Origin of the sequence: Sphingomonas hylomeconis, assembly GCF_025370105.1 — a bacterium.
Classification (GTDB): Bacteria; Pseudomonadota; Alphaproteobacteria; order Sphingomonadales; family Sphingomonadaceae; genus Sphingomonas; species Sphingomonas hylomeconis.
Map to the genome: position 1 here is coordinate 84,433 of NZ_JANQBK010000014.1, position 18,311 is coordinate 102,743.

General features: G+C 62.6%; 16 protein-coding genes and 1 pseudogene. 4 read left to right on the top strand and 13 right to left on the bottom strand.

Features of this window, described 5'->3' with window-relative positions; genetic code table 11:
- Positions 1-86: 86 nt before the first annotated feature.
- Genes NV401_RS14680 through NV401_RS14700 form a run of 5 tightly spaced genes read right to left on the bottom strand, consistent with a single transcriptional unit; the run spans position 87 to position 4,883 of the window.
- Positions 87-1,082, bottom strand: coding sequence for an HNH endonuclease (locus NV401_RS14680; RefSeq protein ID WP_261295192.1), 996 nt, complete (start codon positions 1,080-1,082; stop codon positions 87-89).
- Positions 1,083-2,483: a restriction endonuclease gene (locus tag NV401_RS14685; RefSeq protein WP_261295193.1), complete on the bottom strand. Its 1,401-nt coding sequence runs from the start codon at positions 2,481-2,483 to the stop codon at positions 1,083-1,085.
- On the bottom strand, positions 2,480-3,529 hold the full coding sequence (locus NV401_RS14690; protein ID WP_261295194.1) for a DNA cytosine methyltransferase: 1,050 nt from the start codon (positions 3,527-3,529) through the stop codon (positions 2,480-2,482). The genes NV401_RS14685 and NV401_RS14690 overlap by 4 nt, the downstream gene beginning before the upstream one ends.
- An 11-nt stretch (positions 3,530-3,540) precedes the next feature.
- On the bottom strand, positions 3,541-4,722 hold the full coding sequence (locus NV401_RS14695; RefSeq protein ID WP_261295195.1) for a DNA cytosine methyltransferase: 1,182 nt from the start codon (positions 4,720-4,722) through the stop codon (positions 3,541-3,543).
- A gap of 2 nt (positions 4,723-4,724) precedes the next feature.
- Positions 4,725-4,883 carry a hypothetical protein gene (locus NV401_RS14700; RefSeq protein WP_261295196.1) on the bottom strand — a complete coding sequence of 53 codons (159 nt, stop codon included), beginning with the start codon at positions 4,881-4,883 and terminating at the stop codon, positions 4,725-4,727.
- 244 nt (positions 4,884-5,127) lie between these two features.
- Here NV401_RS14700 and NV401_RS14705 point away from each other — a divergent pair.
- A pseudogene (locus NV401_RS14705) lies at positions 5,128-5,238 on the top strand (very short patch repair endonuclease); the annotation flags it as partial.
- Positions 5,239-5,513: 275 nt separating this feature from the next.
- Here the strand turns inward: NV401_RS14705 and NV401_RS14710 are convergent.
- Genes NV401_RS14710 through NV401_RS14730 form a run of 5 tightly spaced genes read right to left on the bottom strand, consistent with a single transcriptional unit; the run spans position 5,514 to position 12,454 of the window.
- Positions 5,514-6,413, bottom strand: a complete 900-nt coding sequence (locus NV401_RS14710; protein ID WP_261295197.1) for an HNH endonuclease signature motif containing protein — start codon at positions 6,411-6,413, stop codon at positions 5,514-5,516.
- Positions 6,413-7,420: a PD-(D/E)XK motif protein gene (locus NV401_RS14715; RefSeq protein WP_261295198.1), complete on the bottom strand. Its 1,008-nt coding sequence runs from the start codon at positions 7,418-7,420 to the stop codon at positions 6,413-6,415. Before NV401_RS14715 ends, NV401_RS14710 begins: the two co-directional genes overlap by 1 nt.
- Positions 7,410-9,581 (bottom strand): Z1 domain-containing protein, encoded by a 2,172-nt coding sequence (locus NV401_RS14720; protein WP_261295199.1) that lies wholly within the window; start codon positions 9,579-9,581, stop codon positions 7,410-7,412. Before NV401_RS14720 ends, NV401_RS14715 begins: the two co-directional genes overlap by 11 nt.
- Before the next feature lie 23 nt (positions 9,582-9,604).
- Complete coding sequence (locus tag NV401_RS14725) at positions 9,605-11,155, bottom strand: ATP-binding protein (RefSeq protein WP_261295200.1); 1,551 nt, start codon at positions 11,153-11,155, stop codon at positions 9,605-9,607.
- 9 nt (positions 11,156-11,164) lie between these two features.
- Complete coding sequence (locus tag NV401_RS14730; protein WP_261295201.1) at positions 11,165-12,454, bottom strand: DNA cytosine methyltransferase; 1,290 nt, start codon at positions 12,452-12,454, stop codon at positions 11,165-11,167.
- Positions 12,455-12,650: 196 nt separating this feature from the next.
- Here NV401_RS14730 and NV401_RS14735 point away from each other — a divergent pair, with 196 nt between their 5' ends.
- Together NV401_RS14735 and NV401_RS14740 are read left to right on the top strand one after the other, a co-directional pair.
- Complete coding sequence (locus tag NV401_RS14735) at positions 12,651-13,547, top strand: FRG domain-containing protein (protein WP_261295202.1); 897 nt, start codon at positions 12,651-12,653, stop codon at positions 13,545-13,547.
- A gap of 708 nt (positions 13,548-14,255) precedes the next feature.
- A complete protein-coding gene (locus NV401_RS14740) occupies positions 14,256-15,485 on the top strand; it encodes a hypothetical protein (RefSeq protein ID WP_261295203.1) in 1,230 nt (409 codons plus the stop codon).
- Positions 15,486-15,563: 78 nt separating this feature from the next.
- Here NV401_RS14740 and NV401_RS14745 read toward each other — a convergent pair whose 3' ends face one another.
- Together NV401_RS14745 and NV401_RS14750 are read right to left on the bottom strand one after the other, a co-directional pair.
- The gene (locus NV401_RS14745; protein ID WP_261295204.1) at positions 15,564-15,809 is read right to left on the bottom strand and encodes a hypothetical protein; all 246 of its coding nucleotides are present in this window, start codon (positions 15,807-15,809) and stop codon (positions 15,564-15,566) included.
- 102 nt (positions 15,810-15,911) lie between these two features.
- Complete coding sequence (locus NV401_RS14750) at positions 15,912-16,544, bottom strand: nucleotide-binding protein (protein WP_261295205.1); 633 nt, start codon at positions 16,542-16,544, stop codon at positions 15,912-15,914.
- Between the two features lie 11 nt (positions 16,545-16,555).
- Between NV401_RS14750 and NV401_RS14755 the strand changes: the two genes are divergently transcribed.
- Positions 16,556-16,723 (top strand): hypothetical protein, encoded by a 168-nt coding sequence (locus NV401_RS14755; protein ID WP_261295206.1) that lies wholly within the window; start codon positions 16,556-16,558, stop codon positions 16,721-16,723.
- A gap of 76 nt (positions 16,724-16,799) precedes the next feature.
- Here NV401_RS14755 and NV401_RS14760 read toward each other — a convergent pair whose 3' ends face one another.
- Complete coding sequence (locus NV401_RS14760) at positions 16,800-17,651, bottom strand: S1 family peptidase (RefSeq protein WP_261295207.1); 852 nt, start codon at positions 17,649-17,651, stop codon at positions 16,800-16,802.
- Positions 17,652-18,311 lie beyond the last annotated feature (660 nt).

Here is an 18,311-nt window from a genome sequence, read left to right on the forward strand (position 1 = left end):
ATGCAATAGTGGTCCGACTACCTAGACCAACTTCGTAATGGCGCGCGGATTCCGAGGCTTTCGCACGCTAGGTCCGTGCTGCAAGCTTAGGTCCAGCCGCGCAGCTGGTTTCCCTTTTGTATCATAACCGTGGACGGGTGGCTGATTTGGCGCCGTGGCAGAAGCAGCGACGGCCGAAGTGCCGACTTGAAGGCGGCAAGGCCGCCACTTCGATTGTCGCCCCTGAGAGCCGCCACCTTGCTTTGGCTCAACCGAATTACGAATGTGTCGTCAAAGGTCACTAGCGCCCCATCGTAGGCGCGATGATGGAGGGCGCAGAGCGCCACCCCATTCGGCACAAGGTCATGACTATCAGGGTGCGCCACGGGCAAGATATGCGCGGCATCGAGCAGTTTCAGCTGCACCGCACAGAAAGCGCATTTGTGCCCATAGGCGTCGAGAACATTTTGGCTGAAGCGGCGGTCTCGCAGCAGCCTCAGCGTCGTGACCATCGCCTTGCGTCGAGGCTTCGGCACGTCGCTAGGCTCAACATCGAGCGGGCTCGAGGCCATGCGACGGAGCACTTCCAGCTGCGCAGGGTCCTTTCCAGACTCATGCAGCACTTCCATCTGCTCGACGTAGAAGCCGAGCATATCTGGACGAACAGCGATCGAGAGTTCCCCGGTTTTCTTTGCATACACTCCGAGCCCGTCGCGAAGGGCAGCTTCAAGGGCAGGAAGATCGGTCTGAAGCGATGGCGACTTACCATGCGCAACCGCGTGATAGCTGTAGTCGAAAGCGGCAAAAACCTGCGTCTCAGCAGACCAGCCAAGGATTAGCGAGCGAGTCCCGGGTTCCCCGCGAAAGACATTGCCTCGTCCCGTCCGCTGGATACGGCGCTCGAGTGGCCGCGAGCCGTCTCGCCCTCCGCCTGTCAGATTCCAAATGTATAGCCACACATCAATTGCAGGCGAAGAACCGTCAGCCCTGAATAGCCTTGCCTTTGCTGGATGATCGTATTGAATCCAAATAAGTTGCCAGCCAGAAAGGTGGAGCGCGCCTTCAAATTTTGCGAGTAACTCCTCCTTATCCCTCCTGAGCACTTAGCTTCCCTCCTCCGGCGCAATCGGCTGGCTACGCTTCTGAGCCATCACGCTCGCGGCGTTAGCCGCCACGTGATCAAGCAGAACACCGGCGCCCTTGTCGAGATAGTTGCGAACAACGGCACCGTTGATCAGCAGAAACTGCAAATGCGTGGCGTTCGTGATCTCCCGGGCATAAGAGACCGCCTCGCTCGAGAAGTCACTGGTGGTGATCACTGCGACAACATGCGCCTTCGAATAGATCGCTAGGCCGACCTCCTTCGCTACATCGCCAAGGCTCACTCGTCCGCTCACGCATTTGCATTGGAAGTTCCAGCGCGAGAACAAAAGGTTTTTACCCTCCGCAGTCAGATCCACCTCAGCGTAGGCGGTGTCGCGGCTCCGCAGCCGGAACGCTCTCGGCTCGAGACCTATGTCCAGGATCATCTTGAGCGCCAGCAACTCCAGACCAAGGCCGCGGTCATAGGTCTGGTTGCTCTCGAGCAGACGCCGTACCTCAGCCGGCGGCAGGTCGATCTTCGCGCGAAGATCCGCCGGCACGATCTGATTGAAATCCGGCAGGACAGACTCGATCGGGATGCCCATGAGCTTAGCTGAAGGGATGATCGGGCCACTCTTGCCACCCCGACCACTCGATAAGGTTGGCGCGGGAATCTCAAGCCAGCCGGCATCGGCCAGCGGCCTGACGACCTTCGCGCGAATCTGGTCCTCGTCGAAACGAGCGCGATGCTGGCGCAGGCATTCGTCGATGACCTGCTTCGCGGGAATCTCGGCTCCGCCGTTCGCCTCGGCGACACGCCGAAGCACCTGAAGGAAGATCTGCTGGCTAAGCGGAAGCTCGGCGAAGCTCGATCGCTCTGACGCCGAGATGCCGAGCACCTCCTTCATCACTCCCTCGTCGGGCTGTGGATTGGACAGCCCATCGCGGTTAAACAGCCCGGCCTCAATCATCCAGTTGAGCAAGGTCGTGTGGTCCGTCGTGGCGTTCGAGAGACCCTCGATGCCGATCACCTCAAGCTCGCGCTTCAGGCTGTCTTTGCTGAGCTTGTCGCCACGCAGGTTCAGCGAGCGGACCGCGTCGATGATCGCCATGCCATTGCGTGTGTCGACCACATGTCGCGCTAGGCGCCGAGCAGCCTCGACGCTGTCTGGCGCTGCGAGGATCGCTTTGCCTGCGTCCGTCAGCGCGAGCGGGGTGCGCGTCATCAAGCCAAGGCTTGAGAGCGTTGCGGGGATGTTGGTGCCCGCCCGCTTGTTGCCGGCGCTCGCGAAGAACGCGCGGTCCCATTCGGCGACAACCGCCGTCATATCCGGCGGGAGCCGGTCGAGAATCTCGAGCGGGCGCCGTACATCGCCGATGATGCCCGGTGAGAAGTCATTGAAGGACGGCAGGCGCCTCATGCGGCGTCGCGCAGCGGTGTGCCGATCGCCTCGGCGACGCTGCGGCCTACCGCGGCGGCCAGCATCGGCGGGACGGCATTTCCAATCTGGCGCCATTGCTGCTCGTTCGTGCCTGCCAGCTCGAAGCTGTCGGGGAAGGTCTGCAGCCGCTTGATCTCGCTGATCCTCAGGATCCGGTTCCGCCAGTGGAACGGTCCCATGTTGTTGGAGCGCCGGGCCTGTATCGTCCAGGATGGCATGTCAGGGCTGAGCTTCAGCAGGAACGACCAGTAGCGCCCGCGCCACTTGAACCGCGGGCTCGGATGGCCCCGCTTCTCGGTGAAGTGGAGATAGTTCTCGCCCGGCGGCACCTGGCAAAGAAGATCATGATGCTGGCCGCCAGCAAAGTGGCCTTCGTCGCCAGCGTTCTCCTCGGTGTCGAGATCAGCGAGCACCTCGCCCGCGGTGACCCAGGGAAGCAGCGTCGATTCCGGGTCGCTCGAATGCGTCGCCGGAGGAAGCGTCACATGCCCGTCCAGCGATCCAACCACGAAGCAGCGCTCGCGAATCTGAGGCACACCGAAGTTGGCCGCGTTGAGGACGTCGGTCGTGACCTTGTAGCCGAGCTTCTCGGCTCGCTCGATAATCGTTGCCAGCGCGTCCGCGTGGACCTTGTAAGCGAGGCCCTTCACATTCTCGAGGATGAACGCGCGAGGGCGCACCCAGTCGAGCATGTTCAGGTAGCCATTGATGGTCTCCCAGCCATTGGGATCCTCAAGCGCGCGCGGCATCTCCTTCCGGTAGAAGCGGCTCTTCGAGAAAGGGGGGCAAGGCGGACCGCCCGCGATCAGGTCGATCTCGCCAATGGTCCCACCCAGCTGGGCGGCAACATCGGCACGGGTCAGCGAACCCATGCGGCCAACCAGGAACGGCGTCGCGGGCATGCTGCGACGCCAGGTTTCCGCGCACAGTGGCTCGAAGTCGGAGGCCAGAACGGTCTTAAATCCTTGCTGGTGCAGCCCAAGGTCGAGGCCGCCGCAGCCGCTGAACAAGCTGATGCTACGCATATCGGAGTCCCTTACCTATCGACCGTCGCGAGAACCGCCTCGACCATCCGACGCGCGAGCGGCGGCGGCACGGCGTTGCCCAACTGGCGCACGCGGTCGCGCCGGCCACCGACGAGATGATAGCCTTCCGGGAAACCCTGCAACGCAGCCATTTCCACGGTGCGGAGGCGCCGGTTCGCCCAATGGAACGGGCCCGTCCACGGCCCGGGAGACGCCGCGATGGTCCACGAAGGACGATCGGGCGACAGCTTCAGCAGGAAGTTCCAGAAGCGGGTCTCGGTCTCGAAGGTGGGGTTAGGGTGGCCTGCCCAGGCAGTATGCGCCTTGTAATTGCCGCCTGGAGGCACGGTCCGCAGATGCTCGGCCCAGCGCCCGGTGACTATCTCCTCCGGCTCAAAATACTGCGGACGATCAAAGCCTTGGAGCGCCTCGCCTGCGGTAAGCGCTGGCTTGCGGTTCGCCTCGTCCTTGAGCGTGTGCGTCGGCTCCGGGGCTGTCGGCGCGCCGACTTTGGCGCCAAGCAGGAACACGCGCTCGCGGGCCTGCGCGACACCATGCTCCGCCGCGTTCGCGGTAACCTGGGTGACCTTGTAGCCTGCTGCCTCCGCCGCGTGCCGGAACCCGTCAAGCACAGGCCGGTTGCGCGGATGTTTGATGCTCGGGACATTCTCGAACACGAATCCATCAGCGTTCGACTCAAAAATCAGTCGCCAAAACTCTTCTACGAGTGTCCGGCGCGCGTCGGGTCGTGCTTCAGTAAGTGCAGGCGGCCGGCTCAGGGCGACGCCCGCTGCGCGCGCGCGGCGATAGCGCGACTCCTCGCCGTCCTCCACCCAATAGGCCGCCTTGGAGAAGGGCTGGCAAGGTGCCCCGCCAACGACAATCAGCGGATCACCCGGAGCGAGACCGGCCGCCTGACGCAGGTCCAGACCCGTGATGAGGGAGACGTCGCCCTCAATCACCGAGCCATGATAGCGTTCATGAGCGCGGAGCGTCCGGCACGCGACAGGGTCGAGCTCGACGCAAGCGCGCACATCGCAGCCGGCGTCGGTCGCGCCAATGCTCAGGCCGCCAGCGCCGGCGAACAGATCGATGACTGGCATCCGCGTGTTACCACGCGGAAGCGTGGTTGGGGCGCCGCTGCCGCCCGCCTCGGCGCTGCGGGTTGGGACGAGGGGATCGAGAAGCGCCATAGCTAGCCGCGCCGCGCGAAGTCGAGCGGCAGCTGAGCCTCGCGGCCCTGTTCGACCAGCTGGTCGACCGCGTAGCGGACGAGCCAGGCCATGCTGACCTTATACTTGGCGGCGAGATCCTTGAGCGCCTGCTCCTGCGTCCGGCTTATCGACGCAGTCACGCGCACCGCTCCATCCTCTGCAATCACCGCCACCACCCGCCTCCCGCTGCACTCTGCTGCATTCTTCTGCACGATGACTCACAGTGGCGCAATAGCGGAACAGAACGGGATCAGAGTATATTTCATTTGCATCGCGTCAAGGCGCATGCGCGCATGAATGCCTGCCGCCGTGGAACGCGCGTCGCAGGGTCCTTAGATAAGATCGAGGACTGACCGGCTGAGCCCTGAGGCGCGCAGCGCCCATATGCGGAAGATCCGCAAGACAAGCACCAAGCCTGAAATGGTGGTCCGTCGCATCGCTCACCGGTTGGGGCTGCACTTTCGGCTGCACCGGCGCGACCATCCCGGCACCCCTGATCTGGTCCTCCCCAAGCGCCACGCGGTGGTCATGGTGCATGGCTACTTCTGGCATAACATTCTGGCAGCCGGCTTGCCCGTCAGCCCAAGACGCGGCTGGACTATTGGCTGCCCAAGCTGGCGCGCGCAATCAGGAGCGCGACGTGCAGGCGAGAGCCCAACTCGAGGCGCTGGGCTGGCAGGTTCATGTGGTTTGGGAATGCGAGACGCGCGACGAAGCCTTGGTCGTCGCGCGAATGCGAGGCCTGCTAGAGTCGACGTGATCCCCTCGGCTCAGCCGGCCTTGCTCGCGCCCGGGGCGTCGGGCATCCCAGCGCGCAAGGTCAATGCCTCCTGCCATGCCGCGCTCGGCTCCGGCAGCGCCAGCTTCACGCCATCTAGATCCGCCAGGCAGGTGGCGCTGAGCTCGGGCGCAAGGTGAACGATCAAGGTGGCGGGATCGATCGTGATCCTGCCGCGGTCAAGCAGCGTGTGCAGGTCCGCGCGCAGAAGCAGGCTGTTGCCCAGCGTGTTCGTGTGCTCGCCGAGATAGGGCAAGATATGAGCCGCCTCGAGGCCTTCGACCACGTCGTAGCCGCTGATCGCGCAGCGGCCGCCAAACGCCGCGATCGCGGCTGCTCGGAAGGCGCCCGCGCCTTGGCGCGCCACGATCGAGCGCTCGATCCGGCGACGCGCGTCCTCAAGCGACATGGGAAGGGGCTCGCCCGCGGGTGGCGGCGCGCTTGCGGCGCGATAGCGCCGCAGATGGAAGTAGCCATCCTTCCAGCTGACCACGCTCGCCAGTCCTAGCACCAGGTAACGTGCCCCTGGCTTGCTGCGAATCTGGCGCACGACCGCGACCGGAACCCCGTCCTCAATGTTGCGCATCAGCGCGCGATTGGTGAAGTCCTTGTCGCGCGCGGCGGGATCGGGACCTTCTTGAAAATAGTCGTAGGTCCAGTCGCCATCGCCCAGCTGGGCGATCTCGCTGTCGGCATAGGGGCTGTTGAGCGTCTGGCGCACGCTTAGCGCATGCTTCCAGGCGGCGGGCTTGTGAATGCCTTTGGCCTTGTTCAGCAGGAACAAGCCATTGAGCGGCTTCGGCCAGTCGATCTGCTGGCCGGCGCGCTCGGCGAACCAGTTTAAAGCCTCGCGGTGCGTGCCGTCGAGCCCTGCTAGCGCTTCCTCGGCCATTATACGTCGCCTTCGTTTGGCGCTGAGACGATCCGAGTTCGCGCTGCTGCCACGGTCCCAGCCTCGGGCAGGTCGCGGCAGCGGACCTGCAGAGACACGGCCAGCACCTCGTTCGGCAACGTGCCGGTGATGCTGGGGATCGCGCCCGTTGAGATCAGCCGCAGGGTGCTCAACGCGCTGTGCTTGTCGAAGCGATGGAGGTCGTCATCCTCGAGCGCGGAGCCGCCAATGGTGAGCGCCATGGCACGCACCTCGTCGCGCGTCCTCGCGTCCACGATGCTTCCCTCAATCTCGCTGAGGAGATCAAGCACTGACTCCCCCTGGGAGTCCGCGCGCACGACGACCGACGCGACCCACACCTCAAGGTCGGCGGGAGGACGCAGCTGCTCAAGCGAGAATTGATGGACACGGTCCATGTCCTGGCAGCTCTTCACCTCGATCGCGAAGTTGCCGCCCAGGAAGTCGAAGCGCTCCGAGGGATCAGCATGCCAGCGCCGAGCGGCGAGATCGCCGTCATCGAGCGCAAGCATCACAAGCAGCTCAGCCCAGAGGCCCCGAAGGCGCTTGCGGCCCTCCTGCTCCAGCTTGGCGAACAGCGTCGCGATGCGATGAAGCCAAGCGGCGATCGCCGAGGCGCTGGGCGTGTCGCCGAGCGCAGCAAGCGCCTCTTCCATCAGGCCCAGGAATAAACGGCGAAGCTGTGGGTCGGTGGCGGTGCAGGTCACCAGCGCGCCCTCGACGGCCGCGATCGATCCGTCAGGAGCCTCGATCTCGCAGCGCACCCTTGCCTTGGCCTCGACGTTGCGGAGCTTGAGGTCCGAGCCCACCGCCGCCTCAGCGCCAGCAATGAGCACGCATGCCTCGCCACTTGATCCGCGCACCAGGCGGCTAGCCGAGCCGACGCCAATCGGCAACGCCAGCAGCGCGCCGGCCTTGCTCGGGCCGCTCAGCGCAGCAAGCGCCGCATCCAGCGCGACGAGATCGATGCCCGTAGAGTCAGTCATCATCTTGCATCGCGATATCCTCGCGCAAGGCTTCCGGGATATGCGTCGCGATCAGGCGCACGTCCTGCGCGACTATCTGGGTTCCGTGATGAAGCTTGAGCTTGTGGATCTGGATTGAGACCCGGTCCGCGGTCCGGATCGCGCGATCGCCCGGATAATTGGTCGGGGCGTTCGCGCCCTGGAACGCGTTCTGGACCGAACCCCTGTCATTCACGGCGCGCTCGCGCTCCGCGCCGCCGCTCATCAGGAAGATGTCGCATAGCGCCTTCGGATTGTCGTCGAGGATCGAGCGGACCTGCATGGCGACAAGAAGCTGATCGAGCGCGTCGCTGTCGTCCGTCGCGGTGAGTGGGACTAGCAGGTCCTCATAGGCTCGTTCCAGCGACAGGCCGCTGACCTTCTTGTGCTTCTGGATATCGGTCCAGCCTTCGCTGCCGGGCAAGGGCTGCCATTGGTTGCCAAGGCTTTGGACGAAAGCCTCGACGACCTGGCGGTTCTGATCGACGACCTCCTCGTCCTGCGGGTGGTCTGCATTGATCCAATCCCGCGCGCGGGCGCGCATGATGTCCAGAGCCATGACTGAGCGCCGCGTTGGCTTCAGGCTGCTGTCCAAGAAGAATAGCCGCCGCCAGGTCTTCATCGGCTTGCCAAGGTGCTTCTCGAGCGAGCCTCTGAGGCTTTCCTCATGTTTCACATAGGCGGTGAAGGCATGGCGCACGTCGGTGTCGACGAAGATGCGGACGAGTCCGAGATAGTCGCGCTTGTAGCCAAAGAAGCGGGCGCGCTGCTGTATGGTGTCCGCCATGCCTGTGCCGGCGCCGCGTGGCATGTAGGTGACCGTGAGGCCCTCGACAGTGAAGCCGCGGTCAAGGCCCGCGCCCCCCACCAGGATCCAGCCATAGCTGTCAGACCATGGGAACGTCTCGATGCGGCCGTTGCTTGCGTTGACGATCTGAACCTTTGTCTCCTCGATCGCGAAGTCCATCTCGCTCCAGATCTCGTCGAAAGGAGGCAGGTCGGTCGCTGTGGCGGTGATGTCCTCATACGCCTTCAGGAAGTCGCCGCGCAGGTCGAGACGATCGGGCGAGTCCTCGGGCTCCAGGAGCGTCTCCAGCCAAAGCTTGCGGATGCTGCGCGCCCAAGTGGCGTAGTCGTCATGAATTCCCCGCAGATGCGACGGATGGATCATCATCGATCGATAGCCCTCGCGGTCCCCGATGACACCCACGGCGACACCAATGAAGAACAGCCGCATCGCCTTCTCGAGCGAAGGTGGTGGGCCGTCCTCGATCGACCACACGTCGGGCAGATCCTCCGCTGGAATAAGCTCCACATGTGGAGAGCCTTCGTAGAAGAGGTCCTTGCCTCCGATGTAGCCATTGCCTGGCTTGAGCAGCTCAGCGAACGCAGGCGACAGGCGATCAATCCGGCTGATCAGCAGTGGCGCTTGAGGTGTCGCCGTATATTGAAGATAAGTGTGCGCTGGCAGGACGTTGCGCAGCCCTAGTATGCTCGCATAGGTCGGACTCTCGTCGTTCTGGCGCGCCTTTGTGTTAAGGCCCGCCTGATCGCCCTCGTCGTCGATCAGCAGCGCGCAGGTCGAGCCGAGCTTGCACTTCGACAGCAGCGTCGCGAGCTGCCCCAGCCTGGCGGCGTTCTTCATCACCACGATAAGCAGGGTCCGGCAGCGCTCGGGCCGATCCTTGTAGCGATCCCAAAGATCGAGCGTCGCTTGAACCTCCTCGATCTTGTCGACATCGGACCGCGGATTGACGAGCACGCGCCAGAACTTTCCGCGCTCCTCTAGGATGCCGAGATCGCCGGTAAGGCGCTCCTCGTTCTGGTCCAGCAGATTGGTCTTGGTGCCGGCGAGCACAATGACAAGCCGATATCGGTTGTCCCGCGCGAGCGCGGTCACGGTCGTGAACGACAAGGTCTTGCCGCTTTGCACATAGCCGATGACCAAGCCGGCCCGGTCATCGTCCTGCGTCGTGGGGGGAAGGCACATCGACAGAATGCGGCCCGCCTCACCCACGATCTTGGCAGAAGCTTGGTCGTCGAAGCCCTTGCGCTCCATCAAGGCGGTGACCTCGACTCCGGCTGTTGGCGTCCATAGCCCTCCTTCGCCGCTCTCGATGATCATGAGCTTCTCAGCCTGAGTCATTTCAATCTCCCGTCGCTCACGCCTCAACTCGACAGCGCGAGGCGCAGCAGCTCGTTCAGCGATGTGCGAATACGGCCCGCTAGCTTCACCCCGCCATCGCGCGCGATGGTCTCGGAAAGCACGAGCCCAATCGCGAGCCTGGCAAGCCCCTGGATCTGGTCGGCGTCCGCCTTGGCGAAGAAGCGTTGGCTGAATGGATGCAGCATCGCCAGCCGCACGCCGAGGCGCCTGGAGCCTCCAGGCGCGTGCGTCGCCTGGTCGCTGATCCGGATCCAGTCGCAGGTCGCATCCTTGTAGTCGAACGCGAGGTCGATCTCCCAGCGCGCGCCCAGCACATCAAGCTCGAAATGCTCGGCGACATCATCATCCTTCGCCTGCATGCGCTGTTGGGGAACCTCATTGCGAGCCGGCTCGTCAGTCTGATGCGCCTGGACCTTGGCGATGACGGTGCCAACCTTGGCGACCGGCATCTCCTCCTGCATCTGCGCGACCGCCCTCTGCGCCTGCGGCCGGCTCTCCCTTGCCGTCTCGGTCGAGCGCCAGTGCTGCGCCTGGTCGAGCAAGGGCATGTCGGCCGATGCCAGCGCGGCCTTGAGCTTGGTGACAAACTCCTCCTCCGCCTCGTCCCAGCGAATGCCATCCTTGGTGTGGCTGACCTTGAAGCCGACCAGGTTGATCTCGCCGAAAACCCGCTGATAGGCGAATGAGTTGGCCGCGCCGAAGATCTCTGGCGGGCGGTATGTCTCGTCCGCGCTGCCCTCGATAAGGCGATCGCGCCTAAGCAGCGCCAGTCCCGCGCGGCCGGTCGACCCCTTGGCCCTGATCGCGACGAAGCCTTCCGCGCGTCGCCCGCCGGACAGCTCGACATTCAGCTCCTTGCGCCAGAGGCGTGGCGGCTCGGACTTGCGCTTCCAATGCGGCGCGGTGAGGATCTCAGGATCCTCGAAGGTCAGCGGATCGCCGTTCAACGTGAGGACGAGGTCGCCGCGGCGCGTGAACGCGCGGTAGATGCTCGACAGGTGATCGCAGATCTTACCGATTGTGCGCTTCTGCGGCATCTTACGCACATCCTCGAGCACGATCTCGGTGTAGTGCTGATCGACCGGCACGGCGCGCGAATGGACCTCGAGCTCCTCGATCGTATCCTTCACGATCTTGTCGATATCGAAGCGGACGGTGCGCTCTTCATCCTCGCCAAGCGCCGTGGTGCGGACCGACCACACGGGGGCGAACCAAGCCGCGGCGCTCTTCATCCCCATGCCGAACTCGGACAGGCCGGTCGCGTCGGTTGGCACCTCCGCAGGACGAAAGGCGCGCGGATAGGCGGCCTGCTCGATGCCGGCGGCGTTGTCGCGAACGACAATCCGCTGCGCGGCATAGTCGATGTCGATGTCGACCGAGAGGACGAACTTGCGCCCTTCGACCTCGCGCAGCTCGCTCTTCCGCGAGAGGAAGCTCTGCAGCGCATTGTCCACAAACTCGCCTAGCGCGAACCATGGCTTGTAGTTGAGGTGCGGCAGAACCGACAGCATACTGACGCCTGGCCTGATGTTGATGCTGTCGATCTTGGCCATGTGCTTTTCCTACGCCGCAGCGGTGAATGAATGGGTGGCGCCAGCCAACTGGCGGCCCACGAGCTCGGCGACCTTGGCGTTGACGGCATTTCCAAGCGCGCGGGTCGCAGCGGCCTGGCCGCTCGGAAGATGCGAGAGGCTTCCTAGATCCTGAAGGCGCGCGCGCTCGCGCACCGACATGTAGCGACGCTCCCACGCGATGATCGGAATTTGGCTGGAGGTCGCGGCGACCAATGCGGGGGCGGCATTTGGAGACTTTGCGCGGATGCCGGAGCCACGAAGCTGCACAATGGTGCCCCAAAGTGAGCGCTCGGTGCCGTCAAAGTTCCACTCGAACTTCTGGAAGCTATGCTCGAAGCCCGCGAGCCTTGGGAGCCAAGGATCGATCCAGCTTCGGTTCTGCTCGTAGAGCTCGCGATTCAATTCCAGGAAGCGCGCCTTCCATGCAGGAATCGGTCGATCTGTCCGCGCGTAAGGCGGCAGCGCCAACGCCAGTTGCTCTCGGGATCCGCCTATGATGGGGATGCCGAACGAACCGCGATAGGTTTGCAGCGCGTCGCTCGGAACCGCGAGCGGCGCGATGGTGGAGAATGGGTAGGTGGCTCCGAACTCGGCGGCCCAGATGGGAAACCACGGCTTGCGCCGATTCTGCGGATAGCTGCAAAGGAAGGCGTCCCAGGTCTCGAGCGCCTCGAGGATGCGGGGCGAAACGCGGCCCTCGACACCAGTCGTCGCCTCGAGGATATCTCGAACGTCTGTCGGGCGCGAGGAAGGGGTCGGCCAGGCAAATTGATCGAGGCCGTCGCGGCAGCCGACAATGAACAGGCGCTCGCGAATCTGCGGCACACCGTGCTCGTGCGGCGAGATCACCTTGGCGTCCAGACTGTAGCCGGCATGGCGAAGCTCCTGGCTGAGCCAGCGCCAGGTACGGCCGCCATCGTGGCGAAGCAGGTTCGGCACATTCTCGAGCAGCAGATAGCGAGGACGGGCGGCGCGAGCCCAGCTGACGATGATGCTGGCGAGATCGCCATTCGTCTCGCAGGCGAGGCCAGCTTGCCGCCCCGCCTTGGAGAAAGGCTGACATGGGAAGCCAGCGCACAGGATGTCATGCGCCGGAATATCCGGCAGCGGTATCGAGCGAATATCGCCGTGCGGCTCGATCCCAAAGTTCAGCGCGTAGAGCCTTTGCAGGTCAGGATCGATCTCGCTCGACAGCACGCATCGATGACCAAGCCGCTCCATGGCTACATGGAAGCCGCCAAGCCCCGCGAACAAATCGACAAAACGAAGCGCCGTCAAAAATCCCCCTAGGCAGCGATCCTATCAGGCGACTGGCCGAGCGCCACCATTAGTTGCGCAGTCCGGAATGATTTATGATAGTCTCGCCTTCCGGGCCCAGCGTCGCAGGCTTGATTGTTTTCAATCGGACCGAAATGTGCTCGCTGACGGACAAGAATCCAAGTAGCCGACGTCCAAATCCGGCAGGGAAGATTGCATGAATCCCATTATGTCGCTGAGCGACTTCATCGCTGCCATTCTTGGGAGAGGTGTGGAGCCAACGCGGCTCAGCACGTTTCGCGGGCATGCCAACGAGATCTACACCCTCTCCCCGTCAATTTTTCGCAGGCCTATTACTCGTGAGAGCGAGCATCTCCTGCTGCGCGAACTGGTCTCCGCGCATCCCGAGGATTTCGTCGCAGACGCCAGCGCGCTCGAGATGCTGGTCAGGATGCAGCATTACTCGCTTCCTACGCGCTTGCTCGACGTGTCAATGAATCCCCTGGTTGCGCTCTATTTTGCCTGCGAGAGCGCCAAGAAGCGCGTGACCTCAACTGATCCGCGCTACAAGACGCAGACGGTCGAGGCTGACGGGCAGGTGATTATCCTGACCGTCGATCGCAACCGCATTCGGTACTTTGACAGCGACAAGGTCAGCTGCATCGCGAATCTCGCGCGCCTGCGTCACGACCTCAAGGACAAGATCGACACCTTCATGCCGCAGGACGACTTCAACGCTGACCTGCCGATCAAGCGGTTGCTCCATTTCGTCCGGCAAGAGAAGGCGGCATTTGAGCCGGAGATCATTCCCGCAGACCTGAACGACATCGTCCTTGTGAAGCCGAAGCAAAGCAACAAGCGCATTCTCGCGCAGGCAGGCGCCTTCTTCGCGTTTGGACTCCTGCAGGAGCTCATCGATGGAAATCGCGCGGGCATCGCAATCGAGCGTCTTACAATCCAAGGCGACAAGAAGGGCGATATTCTAAAGGACCTCGACAAGCTCGGCATCAATGAGAAGACATTATTCCCTGAGATCGACCGGGCCGCTCGCTACCTGACGGAAAGTCTTTCGACAGGAGTTGCGGCATCCCGCATCATATCGGCGGCCACGTAGGTTCCATGCCAGAATAAACCCGTTTTGGAGGCTACGTGTTGCCTCCACAGCCGCGCCGCCAGCGGCGGATATCGACCAGCACAAGACATTCAGTGTCGTTGAAAAGAGCGTCGGCTTTTGCTGCAACCCGCCATTCGGGTCGCCCAAACTGGCTTGTCGGCTTTGCGCCCCAAGTTGGTCGTCCAGGGGACTAGGACCGCGCTCTAAAGCGGTCGTTCGGGTGCAAGTCGGCGCGACGTCGCTCAGTTGCTGTTGGAATCGAGCGGGTTCGGGACGATTGGTTCGGGCCGAGCGACTACGGGCCAAGTGACTATCTGCTCCGGAAACTCCGTCGTCATTTGCGGTTCGACAAATGCTTGCGCTCGGGAAGGTGGCGCGATCTGCTGCTACTAAGACTGGATGACTGATTGCTCTCGCTCCTTGGACAATCGAACCCTCGCCGCTAGACCAGGAATCGTGTTGATCGGCGACTTGCCTCTCGACAGCCCGCTATGTTGGAGATCGGCCTTGAGCTTCGGAATTGACGTAGCGGTGTCGACTGCTCGGTGCGGCATGATCGCACCGCTCCGCCGAGCGCGGCGCAGGACGGAAGGCGCCGGCTGCAGAGGCTGAAGATCGCACGAGCCATTACGACAATGTGCTGAGAATCTCGACAGTTGGTCTTATATCTTTCGCCGACACTGAGTTGCCATCGAGGAATCGTCACAGATGATCACCGTGTTCCAGAGCGACATCGCGCGCTTCTTGGCCATTCAGGCCCTCGGTCGTCAGCGCACTACCTATCCTGAACTGGCACGATCGGTAAGCTGGCCCCATCCGCAAGGTCGCGGCTTAGGCAAGCACCTCTGGGAGGTCCTGAACTATACCCACAATCAAGGACTGCCGTGCCTGACGTCGATCCTCTGCATCGCCGGTACACGCCGCCCGCCCGAAGGTGCGCTCGAGTTCATTCGCCAAGTCTATGGACCGACTGACATCGAAGCAGAGCAACAAAGGGTGTTCGAGTTCGACTGGGCGTCGGTGGCCGCGCTAGCGTTCGAGCAGCAGATCGCGCCGGAAATCGACTTCGGCCGCATCTACGCCACCCGTACCTGGGGCTTCGACCCCATGGAATGGGGTATGACCGGGTTCACCGATGAAGCGACGCGCGATCAGATCCTTGAGCGAATGGATGGTAGGCCGATCTACATCGTCTATTTTTGCAGCCAGCACGCCGAAGCGATCGAAGGTAGGGATGGCAGGTTTACGATCGCGCCGGAGAACGTGGCGCGAGTGCTCGGTATAGTCGAGGTTCAACCGGAGAAGGCGGCTCACGATACCCATACGGCGCCCGACGCGGTGCAGGATATGCTGGAGCTATGGGGTAGGCCGCGCTGGCAATTCGGCCTTACGAACAGCCGGGCCTGGGAGTTCGTCAACCCGCCCTGGACCCGTGAAGCGCTACCGCATGCACGCTCGATGTCATGGGAGGCGACGCGCGGCATCGTCGATTTGACGGAGGAGGAGAAGCGTCTGATCCGGCAATACGCGCTCCGTGAGGTTGCCGTCTATGGTCACGAGTTGCGGCAGTTGGCCTATGCGCTTCGGGAACCCATGCACACAACCTATCTGGCGGTGTGCGAGGATGCCGATCTGCTGGCCAAGACGCGGGCGCCCGCCGGGGCCAAGCTCGTAAAGATCGGCGTATCGGGTGACACAGAACGCCGCCTGCGAGATCTGAACGATCATCATTTTGCGAAGATCTTCGGACTGAGCTTCCGGATGCTGGCGACCCAACGATGGCCGAGTCAGGACGAAGCATTGGCCCGCGAGGCGGCCGCACTCGAATGGGCACTCGTCAACGCAAGCGCGCACGCGTCCGGTGAATATTTCTTCATGACGGAACGGGAGACGATGGATGCAGTGACGAAAGTGAAGCCGCCCAAGCGTGTGCGCTGAGCTAGCCGATTTTTTTGAGCGGCTCTCCCGGTCATCCCTGGACGCCTATTATGCCCACGCATCTATCGATCGGGGCGACTACCGTCTGGCGCGCCGCTTCATCCAATCGAACTCGTCTTCGTTGATCTCTTCGACCTCGACGCTGATCTTGCTGCCAGCGAGGCTCGCGGCGTTTCTTTTCATCATCCCAATGTCGTAGGACCTTTCAACGTAGAAGAAGCTGGTGACGCCGGTATGATCGGCATCACGGCCATTGAACTGCGCTTTGATATCGAGATGCTTGGTGCGCGATCCCCCAATAAGCCTGATGGAATAGTAGGGCATCGGCTACCTCTCGCTTCGGTTCTACATTCCAGGTCAAACCATGCTCGCCTGGCTAGTGGGGTCGGCCGCCTCGCCGCGCCGGCTGGATTTGGCCTGCGATGTTTATGTTCCAGTAGCCGCGGGTGCGGCAACAAGCCAGGCAGCGACGATCCGCTCAAAGTCGACATACGGAATATGTTCGGCGTCGAATTCCAGAGCCGCTGCGAGATCCGGCAGATCCGCGAGAAACGCCTCATAGACGCCGCGCACGCGCGCGGCGCTCGGCAAGTCGCGACGCGAGACATTGGCTAGCCAGTCGCGGGCTTTTTCCAGAGCGCGGATTGGTTCGCCATCATATCCATGGATGTCCATGCCGGCGAGGTCGGAGATGAAACGCTGATAGCGATATTGCTCGACGTCGAGGATCAGGACGCGCTTCACCTTCTGGTGCTTGCCGCCATAGCGCTTGGCGCCAAGAAAGAGCCCGAGCTCCAGCGGCATGTTGAAGCGCGGTAGCTGATGGATCGCGTCCAACTCGGTACGTGACAGGTCATGAATGCCGTATCGGCAATCGGCGATCAGGCCATAGATCTTCTCGATTCGGGTCTGGCCGCCATCGTCGAGCTCGCGAGCCGATCTGGGCCTGAATCCGCAGACCAGAATGGAAAAGATAAGCGCACGAAAGGTCGGTGCAAACGCATCATCGAAGGGGCAATTGATGAAGACATCGTCTGCTGACGTCGCGCCAGAAGCCAAGCTATTTCTTCTTGGCCAAGACGCTCTTCACGGCGGCGGTGATCCGTTTGTCGGAAACGCTGCTCTTCTTTGTCACAATCGGCGCCATCACCACACGACCGGTCGCCGCGCTGCGACCCAGCACGACGGGCTTCTTTACGGTGACGGTGTTCGAGCGCGTTGCCATGCCCGGAATATGAGCCTCTCGCACTGGAAGCGCAAGCGCAACGCGCCACGCGCCACGCGCCACGCGCCACGGATACTGCGGGTCTGGGCTTATTTCCAGGGCTCGCTGTCGCCCACGTCGAAACTGATCGCATCGGCAAAGGGCCTGAGCACCTCGCTCGGAAGAGCATAGGTGATGGGAAGATCGATCTCGCCCGATGTCAGCCCGCTCGTTACCATGCCCAGCACGACGCCAGTTCGCGGGTCGCAGACGACGCCGCCGCTAATCCCGTTCAGTGCGACCGAGCTGATCTGGAAGAGCCTTGTCTCACCCGGCCTTATCGCCGGGATGATCGCGCTGATGATGCCGTCGAAGAACGAAGGCTGGATCAGTCCGCGATTAGTCGAGTTCGCGAAGAACATCTGCCGACCGAGCGGAAACCCGCCGATCAGGACGCGGTCACCGACACCCACCCTAGTCGAATCTCCCCAGGTCACGGGCGGCACCTCGTACGGAAATTCCGGCGTTTCCGTCGCGGGGCAAATCAGGATCCCTGCATCGATACCGGGACCGCCATCCTCGAAACGCATGTCATAATATTTGGCGATCGCCGCGAACGGGTAGGGGCGCTGGGCCGGGACGCCGTTCAGTCGGGTGTTGGCGAGAAGATAGGCCTCGCGTTCCTGGAAACGCAGCGCCTCAATCACGTGCCAGCAGGTGTAGAGCTTGCCTCGCCCTGCTTGGAAAGCCGTGCCTTGGATATCGAGGCCGATATGTTCATGCGCCTCGTCTTGTATCGCCATGTGGAGCGAGGCGTCGCCCTTGGGCACGCTGGCCTGGTTGCCGACGGGCACGATCGACCGTGCCAGCCGGGAGATCGGCGTGTCGCGACCGCGGGATGTCCAGGGCACACGCGCCAGCGCCTCTTTGAAATCTGTCGGGCGAGTGTTTCGCTTGGCCATGAACACCTTTCTAGTCGCCCGCAGAAGGCGGCAGATGGGCGCAGTATAACCCAGCTGCACGAACAGCGATGGGTGCCGCCGTCTTCTGGTCAGAGATCGACGACTATGCGCCGCACGGGAACGACGCGGGAAGCGCCCTCCTTGCGATATTCAAACGCTGGAACAAGCGAAAACCTACGGCCTCCTACGAGGGCTACATCGACCGGCCGCTTAGCAAATAGGGATTCATCGTCGCGGGAACGACAGCTATCGCGAGTGCAGCTCCCGAAAGCGGACCGACGGTAAACGGCCAGCCGTTCCCATTCCCTGCCATCGCCTGCTCATTTCCGGAACGTCCGGTGTTCGACTGGGAGCCGCCGTTCCCGGCCCAACTCGGAAATGACCGCAATGTCCCAACTCAGGCCGTTCCGAGCGGCTGGCTGGAACGGCCAAATTGGTCAAACCGCGTAAATTAATGAGTGACTGCTTTTGGGAAGCGGCAAGGGCAGCGTGAGTGACCGAAAATGGGTCTTCTCTAGCGTGCACAGCCCCTGACAGGTACGTCCCAAGATTGGACGCTCTATCATATTGCGTCTCCAGCTCGGCCGCGCTTATCTTGCCCCCAGGTTAGCGAGCTGAGCTCCAGACCTGAGGACAGTGGAAGCGACAAAGTCGCTTTAG